Annotated in this window: 12 protein-coding genes; 6 read left to right on the top strand and 6 right to left on the bottom strand. The window is 73.0% G+C overall.

Annotation, left to right across the window (positions count from 1 at the left end; genetic code table 11):
• Positions 1–67 precede the first annotated feature (67 nt).
• Positions 68–2,125 carry a discoidin domain-containing protein gene (locus OG519_RS14120; RefSeq protein WP_405583161.1) on the bottom strand — a complete coding sequence of 686 codons (2,058 nt, stop codon included), beginning with the start codon at positions 2,123–2,125 and terminating at the stop codon, positions 68–70.
• Positions 2,126–2,864: 739 nt separating this feature from the next.
• Between OG519_RS14120 and OG519_RS14115 the strand changes: the two genes are divergently transcribed.
• The 5 genes from OG519_RS14115 (at position 2,865) to OG519_RS14095 (ending at position 7,974) form a co-directional block, all read left to right on the top strand.
• Positions 2,865–3,596 (top strand): response regulator transcription factor, encoded by a 732-nt coding sequence (locus OG519_RS14115; RefSeq protein ID WP_405592724.1) that lies wholly within the window; start codon positions 2,865–2,867, stop codon positions 3,594–3,596.
• Positions 3,583–5,925, top strand: coding sequence for a sensor histidine kinase (locus OG519_RS14110; protein WP_405583159.1), 2,343 nt, complete (start codon positions 3,583–3,585; stop codon positions 5,923–5,925). Before OG519_RS14115 ends, OG519_RS14110 begins: the two co-directional genes overlap by 14 nt.
• Before the next feature lie 186 nt (positions 5,926–6,111).
• On the top strand, positions 6,112–6,489 hold the full coding sequence (locus OG519_RS14105; protein WP_405583157.1) for a hypothetical protein: 378 nt from the start codon (positions 6,112–6,114) through the stop codon (positions 6,487–6,489).
• Positions 6,490–6,917: 428 nt separating this feature from the next.
• Entirely contained in the window at positions 6,918–7,601 is a 684-nt protein-coding gene (locus OG519_RS14100) for a class F sortase (protein ID WP_405583155.1), read from the top strand.
• Positions 7,602–7,731: 130 nt separating this feature from the next.
• A complete protein-coding gene (locus OG519_RS14095; RefSeq protein ID WP_405583153.1) occupies positions 7,732–7,974 on the top strand; it encodes a hypothetical protein in 243 nt (80 codons plus the stop codon).
• A gap of 87 nt (positions 7,975–8,061) precedes the next feature.
• Here OG519_RS14095 and OG519_RS14090 read toward each other — a convergent pair whose 3' ends face one another.
• On the bottom strand, positions 8,062–9,006 hold the full coding sequence (locus tag OG519_RS14090; RefSeq protein ID WP_405583151.1) for a C45 family autoproteolytic acyltransferase/hydolase: 945 nt from the start codon (positions 9,004–9,006) through the stop codon (positions 8,062–8,064).
• Positions 9,007–9,131: 125 nt separating this feature from the next.
• Positions 9,132–9,827: an SDR family NAD(P)-dependent oxidoreductase gene (locus OG519_RS14085; RefSeq protein ID WP_405583149.1), complete on the bottom strand. Its 696-nt coding sequence runs from the start codon at positions 9,825–9,827 to the stop codon at positions 9,132–9,134.
• Positions 9,828–9,929: 102 nt separating this feature from the next.
• On the opposite strand from OG519_RS14085, the gene OG519_RS14080 reads away from it, so the two are divergent.
• Entirely contained in the window at positions 9,930–10,793 is an 864-nt protein-coding gene (locus OG519_RS14080) for a helix-turn-helix domain-containing protein (RefSeq protein ID WP_405583147.1), read from the top strand.
• 432 nt (positions 10,794–11,225) lie between these two features.
• Here OG519_RS14080 and OG519_RS14075 read toward each other — a convergent pair whose 3' ends face one another.
• The 3 genes from OG519_RS14075 to lhgO all read right to left on the bottom strand — a co-directional run bounded on the left by OG519_RS14075 (position 11,226) and on the right by lhgO (position 15,177).
• The gene (locus OG519_RS14075) at positions 11,226–12,752 is read right to left on the bottom strand and encodes a PrsW family intramembrane metalloprotease (RefSeq protein WP_405583145.1); all 1,527 of its coding nucleotides are present in this window, start codon (positions 12,750–12,752) and stop codon (positions 11,226–11,228) included.
• Positions 12,753–12,952: 200 nt separating this feature from the next.
• The gene (trmB, locus tag OG519_RS14070) at positions 12,953–13,789 is read right to left on the bottom strand and encodes a tRNA (guanosine(46)-N7)-methyltransferase TrmB (protein WP_405583143.1); all 837 of its coding nucleotides are present in this window, start codon (positions 13,787–13,789) and stop codon (positions 12,953–12,955) included.
• 122 nt (positions 13,790–13,911) lie between these two features.
• Positions 13,912–15,177 carry an L-2-hydroxyglutarate oxidase gene (gene lhgO, locus OG519_RS14065; RefSeq protein ID WP_405583141.1) on the bottom strand — a complete coding sequence of 422 codons (1,266 nt, stop codon included), beginning with the start codon at positions 15,175–15,177 and terminating at the stop codon, positions 13,912–13,914.
• Positions 15,178–15,290 lie beyond the last annotated feature (113 nt).

Genomic DNA, 15,290 nt, shown 5'->3' with positions numbered 1-15,290 from the left:
CCCGGGTCCTGACGGGGTGCGGGGGCGGACTCGGGCGTCCGCCCCCCCACTTCGGTGCCGGTCCCGGCTACTGGCCGAAGACCTGGAACTCCCAGAGCGAGTAGCCGTACTGGGACGAGCGGGCGGTGCCGTACATCCGGATGTAGCGGCCGGAACCGGTGAGGTTCAGGGTCTGGGTGCCGCCGGTCGCGGTGGTGGTGGAGTAGATCGACGTCCACGTGGTGCCGTCGTTGGACGTCTGGATCTGGAACGCCTTCCCGTAGGCGGTCTCCCAGTTGAGGACGGCCTTGCAGATCGTGTGCGTCGCGCCGAGGTCCACCTGGAGCCACTGGGGATCGGAGAAGGCGGACGACCAGCGGGTGCCGTTGTCACCGTCCACCGCGCTGGACGCGGGGAAGGCGATGTTCTCCTGCGAGGAGGCCGTCGCGGTCTTGTTCAGGGCGAGATTGACGGTGCTGCCGGCGCTGCCGGTGCTGCTGCCGCAGGTGCCGCCGCCCGCGGTGACGGTCCAGGTGAAGCTGGTGGTTCCGGTGGTCCCCGCGGTGTCCTTGGCGGTGACGGTGACGGTCGAGGTGCCGGCCGCCGTCGGGGTGCCGGAGATCACGCCGGTGGTGGAGCTGATCGACAGCCCGGCGGGCAGGCCGGTCGCGCTGTAGCTGAGGGTCTGGCCCGGCGTGGAGTCGGTGGCGTGGATCTGCGTGCTCACCGCGGACCCGGTCGTGGAGCTCTGGTTGCCCGGGTTGGTGACGGTGACGGTGGGCGTGGGGGACGACCCCCCGCTGGGCGTCGTCCACAACTGGCTCGCGGCGCCGGTGCAGGTCTCGATGTCGAGCCGGGCACCGGTGTTGCCGCCCGGATCGGTCAGGCACAGGCCCGAGTTGGTGTTGACCAGTTCACCGTTGGCCTGGTGGGCCCACTTCTGCGCCCCGGTGCCGTTGCAGGCGTACCACTGGACGGTGGTGCCGCTGGCCGTTCCCGCGCTGGTCACGTCCAGACAGCCGCCCTGGACCCGTACCGTGCCGTCGGAGTACGGCGACCACTGCTGGCCCGCGCTGCCGTTGCAGCCCGCCAGACCGATCGGGTTGGCCTCGGTGTTGAGGCTGTTCTGGTTGGTCGCGCAGAGGCCGCCGGCGCCGGTGATGGTCCCGGTCGAGGTCGCCGTGCCGGTCGGCGTGGAGTTGCCGCCCTGCTCGTACACCGCCACGTAGCCGACGCTCAGCGTGCCGCCGGACGTGGTCGCCGCGGTGGGGGTGGTGGAACCCTGGATGCCGTCGGGGTAGTTCCCGCCCATGGCCAGGTCGAAGATGATGAAGAAGCCGTGGTCGATGGCCTGTTGCCAGGCCGCGGTGCCGACCGACGCCTCGGTGATGGTGCTCTCGACGGTGCCGTCCATCAGGAACTGGAGTGTCTCGGCACTGGTGTTGGTGCGGTCCACGATGACCGAGTACGTGTGGTAACCGGTCTGGCAGCTCGACCCGGTGCCAGGACAGGGGATCAGGTCGTGCCCGCTGCTGCCGGCCCCGTCGTGGAGCGTCTGGGACCCCTTGTTGAGGGCGTTGACGTCCTCCATCATGTCGATCTCACCGGACTGGGGCCAGCCGCCGCCGGTCCGCATCGTCGACCCGAGCGCCCAGAACGCCGGCCAGTAGCCGAGGCCGCCCGCCGGGTTGGGCTGCTGGAGGGAGGCGGTCATCTCCAGCTTGCCGCCGGGCGGTGCCTGGAAGTCACCCCGGGTGCTCTCGATCCGGCCCGAGGTCCAGGTCCCGCCGCTGTTGATCGCCTTGAGCGTCAGGTGGCCGTTGCCGTCCAGGTAGACATTGGAGGTCGAGTTGGTGGTGTGCTCGATCTCGCCGGTGCCGAAGCCGGATCCGATGTCGTAGAACCAGTTCGCCGAGGAGGGAGCGGACCCGGCCGAGCCCGCGAAGTTGTCCCCGAACACCGTGGTCCAGCCGGACGGCGCGGGCGGCACCGAGTCGGCGGACGCGGCCGGGGCCACCGCCAGCGTGGTGGCCGCGGCGCCGGTCAGCCCGGCGGCCAGCAGGGCGAGCGAGGTGACGACCGAACGCCCGCGCGGCCCTGCACGGCGGCTCGGGCTGCGGCGGATGATGCGCGGTATGGAGAACATGAGGGTGTCCCTTCGAGTGCGCTTTCCGGTGACGGACGGGTGGCAAACGGGGTGGCAAACGGTGCCGGGTGCGAGCGGGTGAAAGCGAGTGGTGGCGTGGTGACAGTTCGTTGCGACTGGTGACGTACGATCGCGGACGGCGATCAGGGCAGGCCGGCGTCGCCTCCCGCAACGGGGAGGACCGGCCGTGGAGTTGTCGCACGGGACCTTCGGAGAGCGCTCTCAGGGAGAGGTCTACGACGCGGCACCGACCGTGTCAAGGATTAGCGCAAGGGGCGGGGCGGGCTGCTGGGGTGCCTGTGTTCCGGCTGTGGGCCGGCCCTGAGCGGGGGGTGGAAACGGCGCCGGGTCGGTGCCGGGCCCGCCCCGGATCGCCTCCGGACCCGCGCTGAATCCTTGCCGACCTGGCGGCGAACCGGCTCAGCACCCGGGCGCGCCCGAACCGCCGGCCACCGGTGGTGGGTTGCTCGCGCGGCTGCGTCGACTTCGCGCTGGGCGGTGGCCCCAGGGGGCGCTGGGGGTCCCCCAGGCGAAGCTCTGGGGGCGGAACTGTGCTGCTCAGCTACGGCGCGTCCCGCGGGTCGGCACCGGCCGGGAGCGGCTGCCTCGGTCGTATCCGGCGCTGTCGTATCCGGTCCACCGGCCGGTGGCCGGTCGCCGGATCCGCGCGGCCCGGTGGCCGGTCACTCCCGGGCGCCGGCCCGGGCTGGCTACGATCGTCGGCGTGTGCGCAAACATCATGGTCGCCGAAGACGACGCGAAACAGGCCGAACTGGTGCGCCGCTATCTGGAGCACGAGGGGCACACGGTGACGGTCGTCGAGGACGGCCGGGCGGCTCTCGACGGGGTGCGCCGCGAGGATCCCGACCTGCTCGTCCTCGACGTGATGATGCCCAAGGCCGACGGCCTCGACGTGGTGCGGATCCTGCGCGCCGAGTTCCGGGAGGTGCCGGTGCTGATCCTGACCGCCCGCAGCGCCGAGGACGATCTGCTGCTCGGCCTGGATCTGGGCGCCGACGACTACATGACCAAGCCGTTCAGCCCGCGTGAGCTGATGGCCAGGGTCCGTACGCTGCTGCGCCGGGGCCGGCGTCCGGCCGGCCCGGCTCCCGGCGGCCCGCTCGCCGCCGCCGCCGAGGACGGGACGCTGGCGGTGGGCGCGCTCAGGGTCGACCCGGCCCGGCACGAGGTGTCGGTGGCGGGGACGCCGGTGGTGTGCACACCCGGCGAGTTCCGTATCCTCGCCGCGATGGCGACCGAGCCGGACCGGGTCTTCACCCGGCAGCGGCTGCTGGCCGAACTGCACGGCTTCGAGAAGTACATCAGCGACCGGACCGTCGATGTGCACATCCTGAATCTGCGCAAGAAGATCGAGCGCGTACCGCGGCGGCCGGCCCGGCTGCTCACCGTCTTCGGCGTCGGCTACAAGCTGACGGACCCGGCGAGGAACACCGGCCATGCGTCGTCGTAGCGGGCGAACGCGGCTGCCGCTCCGCAAGAGCCTGCTCGGCCGGCTGCTGACCATCTCGGCGCTGGTGGCCTCGTGTTCGGTAGCGGCCACCGCCTGGCTCGCCGTGCAGACCACGTCCGGCGCGATCCGTCAGGAGCAGGGGCAGAATCTCACCGCCGACGCCAAGATCTACAACGCGCTCATGGGTTACGCGGCCACCCACCCGAGTTGGGACGGCGTCGGCGCCACCGTACGGAAGCTGGCGCGGCAGTCACAGCGGCGGATCGCGCTGACCACGCAGGACCGGCGGCCGATCTTCGATTCGGCGGCTGACGCTGGGGCTGATGTGGGGGCTGACGGGGGTGTCGGCTCGGGTACGGATTCGGGTGCGGATTCGGGTGCCGCGTCGGCCGGGTCGGCCGGTGGTTCGCCCGGGTCAGCCGGACCGTCCGGCTCCTCTGCTGCGTCCGCCTCGTCGGCCTCAGCCACGGGTGCGGGCTCCACCGGCGCCGTACCCGCCGACCCGCTGCCCGCGCAGCCCTCGGCGGTGGTGGATCCGCTGACCGTCGACCCCGCGCTTGAGCCCGACGCCGCCTCGGTCGGTGCGGACCGCGTCGATCCGCGCGCTGTCGGGCCGTTCCAGCTCCCCCCGAAGGAGCAGGACGACCTGAAGCAGGCCGCCGGCCGGGCGGTGGCGTGCCTCAACAGCGCGGGCATCGCGGCGGACGCGGTCCGAAGTCCCAGCGGGCGCCCGCGGATCCAGTTCGTGAGCAGCTACGCCGACCAGTACGTGGGGGACAAGTGCATGGCGGGCGAGTTGGCCGAGCCGACACCGACCGAGGAGAAGGCCCTGCGCTCCCTCGACCAGTTGGCCGACTCCTGCCTGAAACGCCAGGGCCGTAACGGGGTGAAGCTGAACGCGGACCTGTCCTGGGACCGCGGCTACGGGCGGCTGGCCGATGAGATCACCCCGACGGCCGTACCCGCGGATTCCGCGCGGACGTCCGTGCCCGACCCCGAAGTGGTCAAGAAACAGATAGCCGAGCAGCGGATGGAGGCGGACAGGAGGGCCAAACTGCAAACGGCCGCGGTCCCGATGCCCACCTCGGACACCCGGGAGCCCCGGACCGGCGCGGACGACCGGGCCGTCGCCGCCTGCGTCGACACCGCGCGCCGTGAACAGCTCACGTCCTATGTCGCCGCGCCCGCGCTGCTGTTCATCGACTCACCCGCCGCCGTCAGCGTGCCCGGATTCGATCTGTCGCCGGCCAACACCACGCGGATCGCCGGGGTCACGGCGCTCGTACTGGCCCTCACCGTCGGCGCCTCGGTGATCGCCGGGGTCCGGCTGGTCAGGCCGCTGCACGCGCTCACCGGCGCCGCGCAGCGGATGCGGGACGGCCTGGACTCGGCGCCCGTGCCGGTCGGTTCTGACAACGAGATCGGACGGCTTGCGGCGACCTTCAACGACATGGCCTCGCACCGCGCCCGGTTGGAGGAGCAGCGCAAGGTCATGGCGAGCGATGTCGCCCATGAGCTGCGGACCCCGTTGAGCAATATCCGCGGCTGGCTGGAGGCGGCGCAGGACGGCCTGGCCGAGCCGGACCCGGCGTTCCTCTCGTCGCTGCTCGAGGAGGCGGTCCAGCTCCAGCACATCATCAACGACCTCCAGGACCTGGGAGCGGCCGACGCGGGCGCGCTGCGTCTGCATCCGGAGCCGGTGGACATCGGCCACCTCCTCGGCCAGGTCGCCGCAGCGCACCAGGCGACCGCCGAGGTCGCGGGTGTCACGCTGGCGGTCGCGGCCGCGGCGCCCGGGGCCCCTCGGCCGCCGCTGTTCGACGCCGATCCGGTCCGGCTGCGGCAGGCCGTCAGCAACCTGGTCTCCAACGCGATCCGCCACACCCCGGCCGGTGGCAGGGTGACGCTCCGCTCGTACGGCACCGGGGCGGGGGATGAGGTGATCGTGGAGGTGGCCGACACCGGGAGCGGTATCCCGGCGGACAGCCTGCCCCACGTGTTCGACCGCTTCTGGCGGGCGGAGAAGTCCCGTAACCGGAGCACGGGCGGCAGCGGCCTCGGCCTGGCGATCGTCCTCAAGCTCGCGGAGGCCCACGGGGGCACGGCGGGCGTGGTGAGCACGGAGGGGGAGGGGTCGGTGTTCACGGTACGGCTGCCGGTGGGGGGTGGGGGTGTGGGGCCTTCGGCTGGACCGGGTGGGAGTGTGGGGCCTTCGGCGGCTCGGGGTGGGAGTGCGGGGGCGCCGACCGCTCGGGGTAGGGGTGCGGGGGCGCCGACCGCTCGGGGTGGTGGCGCGGGGCCGGCCGCCGGGCCCCGGAGCGAACCCTGACCCGACCCGTCGCGGGCCGCCCCGGCCCGCCCTGACCCGCCCTGACGCGATGACCATGACTTCCTGACAGCTTCTTCATATGTGGTCGCCAGGCTTGGGCCATGCCCGGAACCTGGTGCGAATCGGCATCCAGGTACCACCAAGGCCGGGCCGGAACTGGAGCCATTTATGTCCCGCCATATCCGCGTGCGTCTCGCCGTTCTGACCGCCGTCGCGGCCGGCGCGATGCTCGTCCCCGCCGCCGCGGCCGTCGCCGACTCGACTCCGTCGCCGGTCCCGACGGCGACCACGGACAAGTCGCAGCAGGCGCCGAGCACGCGCGAAAAGCTCATCGCCGACAAGAGGGCGGCAGCCGCCAAGGAGGCCGCCCAGGAGAAGGCCAAGGCCGTGTCCGGCAAGACCGCTCCGCGCGGCGCCGTCGCCGCGGGTGAGGAGCCGGTCGCCCACAACGGCGGCGCGGGCGGCGCCACCGCTCTGGCCGGATCGGCCACCGGCGCGCTGCTGCTCGCGGGCGCCGGCACGTACGTGCTGCGCCGTCGCTCCGCCGTCCGACACAACGGCTGACCGCGTCCACCGTCCGACGTACCGGCTGACCGCTTACCGCGTCGGGCGTAACGGCTGAGCCCGTGCCGAGTCAGGACGTGCTGGCTGATCGCTTACCGCGTCCCGCGTGCCGGCGGAGCCGGTGCACCGTCCGAACGCGCTGGCCGGCGTGCCGGCTGACCTGGCACGGCATCCGGGCGTAACGGGCTGAGCCCGCTCACCGTCCGACGTACCGGCTGACCGCGTCCACCGTCCGACGTAACGGCTGATCGCGTACACCGTCCGGACGTGCCGACTGATCCCGCACCGCGTCCGGCGTGCCGGCCGGCCCGGCACAGCAACCGGACGTACCGGCTGATTCCGTACCGCGGCCGACCGTACAACCGTGGCGCCGCCCGCCGGCGGGCGGCGCCATCGGGTCACCACCTCGCCCTGCCCTGGAGCCCGTTGTGTTCCCAGCTCTGCGCCCCGCGCACCCTTCGGTACGGCGCTCGCGCATCCGGCCGGCCCTCGCCTGCCTCGCCCTTGCCGTACCCGCCGCCCTCACCGCGCTGGCCGGCTGCTCGTCCGCCCCCGACGCGGCCTCGGCGGCGGTCTCGGCCGCGACGAGCCCCCCGACGACTCCCCCGGCCACGTACGCTCCGGCCGCCGCCGGCACCCCCTCGCCCGGGGCGCCGAAACCGCCGCCACCCGCGCTGCCCACCAGGGTCACCATCCCCTCGGTCGGGATCTCCACCGCCCTGATGAAGCTCGGCCTCAACGTGGACGGAACCGTCGAAGTGCCGCCCGCGGACAAGGGGATGACGGCCGGCTGGTACACCGGCGCCGCGGTGCCGGGCGCGGTCGGCGCCGCCGTCATCATCGGCCACAACGACACCCGTTACGGCAGGGCCGTCTTCCACGACCTCAGGAAGATCGCCAAGGGCGCGGACATCACCGTCACCAACACCCGAGGCCAGAGCGAGCACTTCACCGTCACGGCCACCGAGAGCGTCAGCAAGAAGTCCTTCCCCACCCAGAAGGTCTACGGCCCGACCAGCCAGCACGCCCTCCGACTGATCACCTGCGACGGCGACTTCGACGCCAACGGCCACCCGGTGAACAACCTGATCGTCTACGCGACGCTGAACTGAGCAGCGCCCCGGCGGAGAAAGGCCGGGGTGCGGCCGGAGATCAGGGGCAGGCGCGTCCCGAGGGCGCTCGCCGACCGCCGGTTTCCCGGCCGGTTCGCGGTGCCGCGGAGCCGAGGAAGCAGGGGGACGTGTGAGCGGTCTGCGGGTGACCACGACAGCCGAGGTCTCGATGGAGCTGGGGACCTACGGTGCCGAGCGCCAAGAAGAGCTGCACGCAGCGCTCGACCGTCTGGCGGACGCCTCCGCGATAGGCGCCGGCACCCCGGACGGAGTCGGCTGGTACGCCGAACTGCTGCCGGGAATGGCCTTCCACTGGGTGGTCCTCGAACAACCTCGCCTGGCGATCGTCTGGCAGATAGTCCTCCGCAACTAACCCACCCCCCACCGCCCAGCCCCGCCCCCGCCGGGCCGCCCCACCGTCGGATCTTCGTGCGGGGGTGAGCGGGGTCCGGAAAGCCTCTCAGCCGGCCCGGCCCAAGGTCATGGTGCGGGATCCGGGCGTGAAGTCGCCGAAGGACTGTTGCCAGGACGCACCGGGCCAGTAGTACGTCACCAGGCCCTCGACGGGCCGGTAGTGGGCTGTGTAGAGCGTTCTCGACCCCTGCGCGTCGACGGATCGGTACAGTGGCGGCTTCAGCATCGCCGCCACGTCCGTACCCGCGGCGCGAATGGCGCGCAGCCGCTCCTGCGTCCGCGAGGCCCGCTCCTGCTCGTCGGTCACGGGCAGGTGCTGGTGATTGGCCGCGCAGGCATCCGGCGCCACCGTCGGCGACATGTCCGGCCCCAAAAACACCGTCACCGCCTTCGCCGGATCGACAAGGGTGAGGTTCTGTGGGACGGCGATCGGCAGGGACCGCAGCCTGCCGATCGCGTCATCGATGGTGTCGCACGTCTCCAGCAGGTAGCGCACCACGATGAGGATGGAAAATCCTGGTCCGTAGGCGGAACGTCCGCCCCAGGTGAGCGAGACCGCGAGACCGGCGTCGTTCATCCCGTCCTGCAAGCCCCACAGCATGTCCTGCATCCCGATCACGGGGCGCAGGAAGCAGGAGGAGACGATGGTGCCCTCGCACTGATCGGGCCGTAGGTCATAGTTGCGCAGCAGAGTGCCGTCCTGGCCGATCTGGGTGCAGGACTGGGAGAACGGCCGCAGTGCCGCGTGGGTGAGGAAGGCTTCCGCCTCGGGCCGGTCGAGTTGGCCGGCCAGGCGGTCCAGAGCCGGGACCAGTTCCGGCATGTGCGCACGGAACAGCGCCCCAACACGGGCGGCCCCGGCCGGAGTCCGGCCCTCCTCGGTCAAGAGGGCCGCCATTTCCTCCCACAGGACCCGGGCGTACGCGGCCCACCGCCCATCACCGCCGTCGCCGACCTCGATCGCCTGGAAGGTCTTGTGCTGTTCCCGCACGGCTGCCACTCCCACCGGTGAGAATCGGACGAGGTCAGGGAACCTAGCCAATTGCGCGGTGAATCACCAGGTGGCCGCCATCGACGACGGCTTGATCTAGGGGCGGCCCGAGAGAGAGCGGGGGCTTACCAGTTGACTGGGCCGGTGCGGTCGATGAAGCGGCCGGTGCCGGCGGACGGGGGTTCGGTTGCGAGGGTGACGATCGCGTCCGTGCCCTCCGTCACCGTCTGGCTGCCGTGGTGGCCGTTGAGGTCGGTCGCGGTGTAGCCGGGGTCCGCGGCGTTGACCCGGATGTCGGGGAGCGCCTTCGCGTACTGCGTGGTGAGCATCGTCACCGCGGCCTTCGAGGCGCTGTAGAGGGGCGAGACCACCTTCGACTCGACGCGGTCCGGATCGTGGGTGAGCGCGAAGGAGCCCATACCGCTGCTGACGTTGATGACCGCCGGGTGCGCCGACTTGCGGAGCAGCGGGAGGAACGCGCCGGTGACCCGGACGATGCCCACGATGTTCGTCTGGAGCACCTCGGCCGCGTCGGCGCCGGTCAGTTCCTCGGCGGGCTTCATGGGCGCGTTGATGCCGGCGTTGTTGATGAGCGTGTCGATCCGGCCCTCGTGGGCCTCGATGTCCGCGACGGCGGCCGTGACGGAGGTGTCGTCGGTCACGTCGATGCGGACGAAGCGCAGGCCGAGCGCCTCGGCGGCCGACCGGCCCCGCTCCGGGTCCCGGGCGCCGAGGACGACGGTCTGGCCGAGGTCGGTGAGGCGGCGGGCGGTCTCGTAGCCGAGGCCCTTGTTGGCCCCGGTGATGAAGGTGATGGTCATGCGTCAACCCTCGGCGCCGGCGGTACGGACAGCCAGGGACGGCTCCACGGTAGGACCCGCAGTACCACCCTGGACGGCCGGTGGCGGACGCACAATGGTCGTATGAGCACGGACGGGACCGACCTCGGCGCGACGATCCGTTCCTGGCGCGACCGGCTGACCCCCGAGGCGGTCGGCCTGCCGGCCGGGCGGGTGCGGCGCGCGGCCGGGCTGCGGCGCGAGGAGCTCGCGGAGCTGGCCGGCGTCTCGGTCGACTACCTGGTGCGCCTGGAACAGGGCCGGGCCACGACACCATCGCCGCAGGTCGCGGGGGCACTCGCTCGCGCGCTGCGGCTGACCGACGGGGAGCGCGACCACCTGTACCGGCTCGCGGGGCTCCAGCCCCCCTTCGACGGGCGGATCTGTGATCACATCCCGGCCGGCATGCGGCGCGTCCTGACCCGGCTCGGCGACGCGCCGGTCGCGGTCTTCGCCGCGGACTGGCGGCTGGTGTGGTGGAACCGCAGCTGGGCGGCGGTGCTCGGCGATCCGTCGAGGGTGGCGCCGGACGAACGCAGCCTCGTCCGCTCCCGGTTCCCCGTCGCCGGCCATCGGGGGTGGGCCGCAGACTGGCCGGTCGTCGTCGCCAACGCCGAGGCGTCGGACCGCGCGATCGTGTCGGACCTGCGCCGGGCCTCGGCGCGCTACCCGGACGACCCGCGCCTGACCGGCCTCATCCGCCGCACCCTCGACGGCAACGCCCACTTCGCCCGCATCTGGGCCGACGGCGCGGTCGGCCGCCACCCGGAGGACCGCAAGACGGTCCGGCATCCGGGCGTCGGCCCGATCACCATCGACTGCGATGTCCTCGCCGACGGCGACACCGACCTCAAGATCGTCATCTTCACGGCGGCCCCCGGCAGCGCGGACGAGTCCAAACTCGCCCGCGCCCTGACCGCGCACACCGTCCTCCCGCCCGCCCCCTGACCAGCCTCCGGCACCTCCGGCCGAACCGGCTCCCGCCGCGGCCACCGCGACCGGCCGCACCCCCGACCAGCCACCACTCCCTCCCGGAAGCGGTCGCCGAACGCGCGGCAGCGATCCGCACGCTGATCCACCACCGGGCGCGATGACTCGGGGGGACCAGATCTCCCCGCGAGGGCGCGGAAGCTCGTGGCCGGCGGGGGCTATTGGGGCCGGTCGCGGTTCGTGCGGCGGAAGGCGCGGGGTTGCTCACCGAGGAGGGTGGTGGGTAGGGCGCCGACGTGTGCAGGGGGATGCAGGGGGATGCAGGGGGATAGGGAAAGCGCAACGCTCCCCGAGCCGCGGACTTCGTCAGCCGCGCACACGGTTCTGCGCGTGCTGAGCCGGGTCCTCGGCTAGGGCACGCATGCGCTTGTAGTCCACGCACCCATCTTCCTAGAGGTGCTTGCCGTCTGCCCGTGGCGGGGCCCAGGCGTAGGGATGGGGGGCGGGGTACGGCGCGGGGCCGTAGGGCGGGGGTGGGGGGAAGAAGGGGGTGGGGGGTGGGTTGAGGGCGGTGAGGAGGGCCGGCTGGGCCCAGGACTTGCGGGACCAGAGGTGGTGGAGGAGTTCGGACTCGCGGGCGGCGAAATCTGCCGTGGGGGCGCCGCGGGTGGCGGCCGCGCGGAGGAAGGCCAGGTGGGTGGCGAAGGCGATGTAGTCGCGTACCGCCCGCGCCGCCGCCTCGCCGTGAAAGCGCCGGGTCTCGCGGCGGGCGATGCCGCGGACGCTCATGGAGCCGAGCGCCGTCGGCTCGGGGAGCGCGAGCCAGCCGGCCGCCGCGTAGACGGGCAAGTGCGTGCGGACCGTGCGCAGTTCGTTGGAGCGGGCCCAGAAGGCGACCCAGACGACCATGCCGAAGGTGGGCAGCATCACCGCCAGGTAGACCGTGAGGAAGGTCGCGGGCGAGGTGAGCGAGGAGCCGTTCCAGGCGCCGTGCAGCGTCATCGCCAGCAGCCACCCCACCAGCGGCGGCACCCAGCGCCAGCGCCAGCGTTGCCCGGGCCGGACGGTCGCCGCGATGGCGAAGCCGATGCCGGTCATCGAGGTGAAGAGGGGGTGCGCGAAAGGCGTCATCAGGACGCGTACGAAGAAGGTGCCGGCGGTCGTCGCGCCGAGCAGATGCGAGCCGAGGTCGCGGTCCTCGTTGACGGCCGTGCCGAGGTAGAGGATGTTCTCGGTGAACGCGAACCCCATCGCGGTCAGCCCGCTGAGGACGATCCCGTCCACGATCGACTCGATGGCGCGGCGCCGGAAGAGGAAGAGCAGCAGGACGGCCGCGCCCTTGGCGGTCTCCTCCACCAGGGGCGCCACGAAGGTCGCGCTCCAGTGGTCGGACTGCTTCGGCGTACCGGAGAAGGCCGAGGAGATCAGCTTCTCGCCGTACTCGTTGGCGAAGATCGCCACCAGCGTCGCCGCGCACGCGCCCCACGCGACGGCGAACACCACGTTCTGCCAGGGGCTCGGCGCGACATGGTCCAGCCACAGGAAGGCCCACAGCAGCAGCGGCACCGGCAGGATCGCCAGGACCAGGCCGATCAGGAACGGCTCGGTCCCTATGTGGTTGCGCACCAGCGCGAGGATGATCACACCGCAGACGGCGAGCGCGGTGAACAGGGCCCCGGTCCGTACGGCCTTGCTCTCCCGGAAGGAGCTGCGCGGCTTGTAGTGCCAGCTCGGGTCGACGGGGCCGGGCCGGGTGGGCAGACCGGCCGGGGGGCTCGTCGCCGGACCGGTGAGCCGGCCGCCCTGGGGGCCGATCGCCGGACCGGTGAGCGGGCGGGCCGGCAACTCGGCCGGTGCGAGGGCGACTTCCTGAGCCGCTACGGGCCCGGTCGCGTCCTCCGTTTCGCCGGCGGGGGCGACGGAGGTCGCCGTCCCATGCTCGTGGCGGGAATCGGACGAAGACGAGTACGTGGACACCTGTCGACAGTACGGGCACTCGCCGTCGGCGCGCGAGGGTACGTACGAGGTCGCCGCGGGGGCGGGCGGGGGCGGGCGGGGTACGGGCAGAGCACGCGTACACCGTGGTCAGAGCGCGGGCAGCGCGGCGGGCGGGGCGGCAGGCGGGGCGAAGAGCCTGGCGACGACCCCGGCATAAAATCCGGCAAAAAGCCCGCCGGTCAGGCGCGGGCGAAGAGCAGATCCCGTACGACGTGGCCCTTCGCCAGCCCCTGCCGCTCGAACTTGGTCATCGGCCGGAAGCCGGGCCGCGGCGCGAACCCCTCGTACTGGTTGACCAGACCCGGCGCCGCGCTGAGCACCTCCAGCATCTGCTCCGCGTACGGCTCCCAGTCGGTCGCGCAGTGCACGACCGCACCGGGCCGCAGCAGGGGGGTGACCAGGGCGAGGAAGGCGGGCTGGATCAGCCGCCGTTTGTGGTGCTTGGCCTTGGGCCAGGGGTCGGGGAAGTAGACGCGCAGGCCGGCCAGCGAGGCGGGCGGGAGCATGTCGCGCAGGAGTACGACGGCGTCGCCGTTGGCCACGCGTATGTTGGTCAGCCCCGCGCGGTCGGCGAGCGCGAGCAGATTGCCCTGGCCGGGCGTGTGGACGTCCACGGCGAGGATGCCGGTACGGGGGTCGGCGGCGGCCATCGCGGCGGTGGCGTCGCCCATGCCGAAGCCGATCTCCAGGATCACCGGGAGGCTGCGGAGGTCGGCGGAGGCCAGGGCCTGACGCTCGGCGGCCGGGTCGGGGGCGGCGTCCGCTCGGCCCTCGGTCCCACAGCCCCCGGCCCCGCGATCAGACCCGGCGAAGAGCGCCGCCAGGTCCAGCGGCTTGCCGTCCAGCTCCACGCCCCACCGCTCCCAGTGCCGCTCGATCGCGGCTGCCTGGGCCTGGGTGATACGGCCGCGCCGCGCGTGGAAGGAACGGATGCGGTGCTCACCCCGCGAACCGGCCGGGTCGGCGGCCGGACCTGCGGGGAACTTCACGGCGGCGGAGGTGGGGATGCTGGACACAGTGCCGTCGATTCTACGGTGCGGCGCGCGTGAACGGCGCGCGCGGTGGGGGCGCGCGCGGCGCACGGGGCCGCCCCGGCCCGGGGCCGCGCACCTGCCGGGGGCCGCGCACCTGCCGCCGGCTACCCCGCCCGCGCCGCCAGCGCCCGCCGGGCCACCTCCCGGCCGATCGGGAGCGCCGCCGTCGCCGCCGGGGAGGGTGCGTTCAGGACGTGGACGAAGGGTCCGGAGCCGCCGAAGAGGAAGTCGTCCACGAGGGTGCCGTCGGGCAGCACCGCCTGGGCCCGTACACCGGCCGGCGCCGGGACGAGGTCCGACGGGCGCAGGGCGGGCAGCAGGCGGCGGGCGTCGGCGGTGAAGGCGCGCTTCGACAGCGAGCGGCGGATCTCGCCGGCCTCGTGCCGCCAGTGGCGCCGGGCGATCCGCCAGGTGCCGGGGAAGGCGGCGGTGCCGGCGAGGTCGCGCAGCCGGATGTCGCGGCGCCGGTAGCCCTCGCGGGCCAGCGCGGGCACGGCGTTCGGGCCGAGGTGGACGCCGCCGTGGACGTCCCGGGTGAGGTGGACGCCGAGGAAGGGGAAATCGGGGTCGGGCACCGGATAGACCAACCCCCGCACCAGGCCGCGCCGTTCGGGCACCAGCTCGTAGAACTCGCCCCGGAACGGCAGGATCCGCATGCCGGGATCGGTGCCGGCGAGGCGGGCCACGCTGTCGCAGTGCAGACCCGCGCAGTTGATCAGTACCCGGGTGCGGTGGGGCGCGGCGGCGGGCTCGCCGGGGGCGGCCGTCGACGCGGGCCGCGCCGGGCCCTGCGACCCGACCGTACGCACGACGACCTCGGCCTCCGCCGTCTGCTCGATGGCGGTGACCCGCTCCCCGTAACGGATCGTGCCGCCCGCCCTGGTGACCAGGACGGCGAGGGCGGCGGTGAGCGCGCCGAAGTCGCAGATGCCGGTGGAGCCGACGTGGATCGCGGCCAGGCCGGCCACCTCCGGCTCGTACGCGGCGATCTGGGCCGGCCCGAGTTCGCTGACGGCCAGGCCGTGTTCGCGACCGCGCTGGACGAGCGCGTGCAGCCGGGGGAGTTCGGCGGCGGTGGTGGCGACGATCAGCTTGCCGGTGATCTCGTGCGGAACGCCGTGCTCGGCGGCGAACTTGGGCGTCTCGGCGGAACCGGCCAGCGCGTACTCGGCCTTGAGGCTGCCGGGCCGGTAGTAGATGCCGCTGTGGATGACCCCGCTGTTGCGGCCGGTCTGGTGGCGCGCGGGGGCGCGCTCCTTCTCGATGACGGTGACGGTCGCGGCGGGCTCGGCCCGGGTGAGCGCGTAGGCCGTGGCGAGGCCTACGATGCCGGCGCCGATCACGGTGAAGTCGGTGGTGGGGCTGGTCATCCTGGTGCGGCTCCTCCGTGGTCGACCGGAGGCCCATTCTCCCGCTGCGTCGGCTCCTTGTCCGTCAACTTGCCGGTCGACTCGCGCCCGGCCCCGCCCCCTGATGTCCCGGC

The sequence above is a fragment of the Streptomyces sp. NBC_01190 genome (genome assembly GCF_045039895.1).
GTDB lineage: Bacteria > Actinomycetota > Actinomycetes > Streptomycetales > Streptomycetaceae > Actinacidiphila.
The sequence above is the reverse complement of the archived record's forward strand: the minus strand, read 5'-3'. Positions and strand labels throughout refer to the sequence as shown.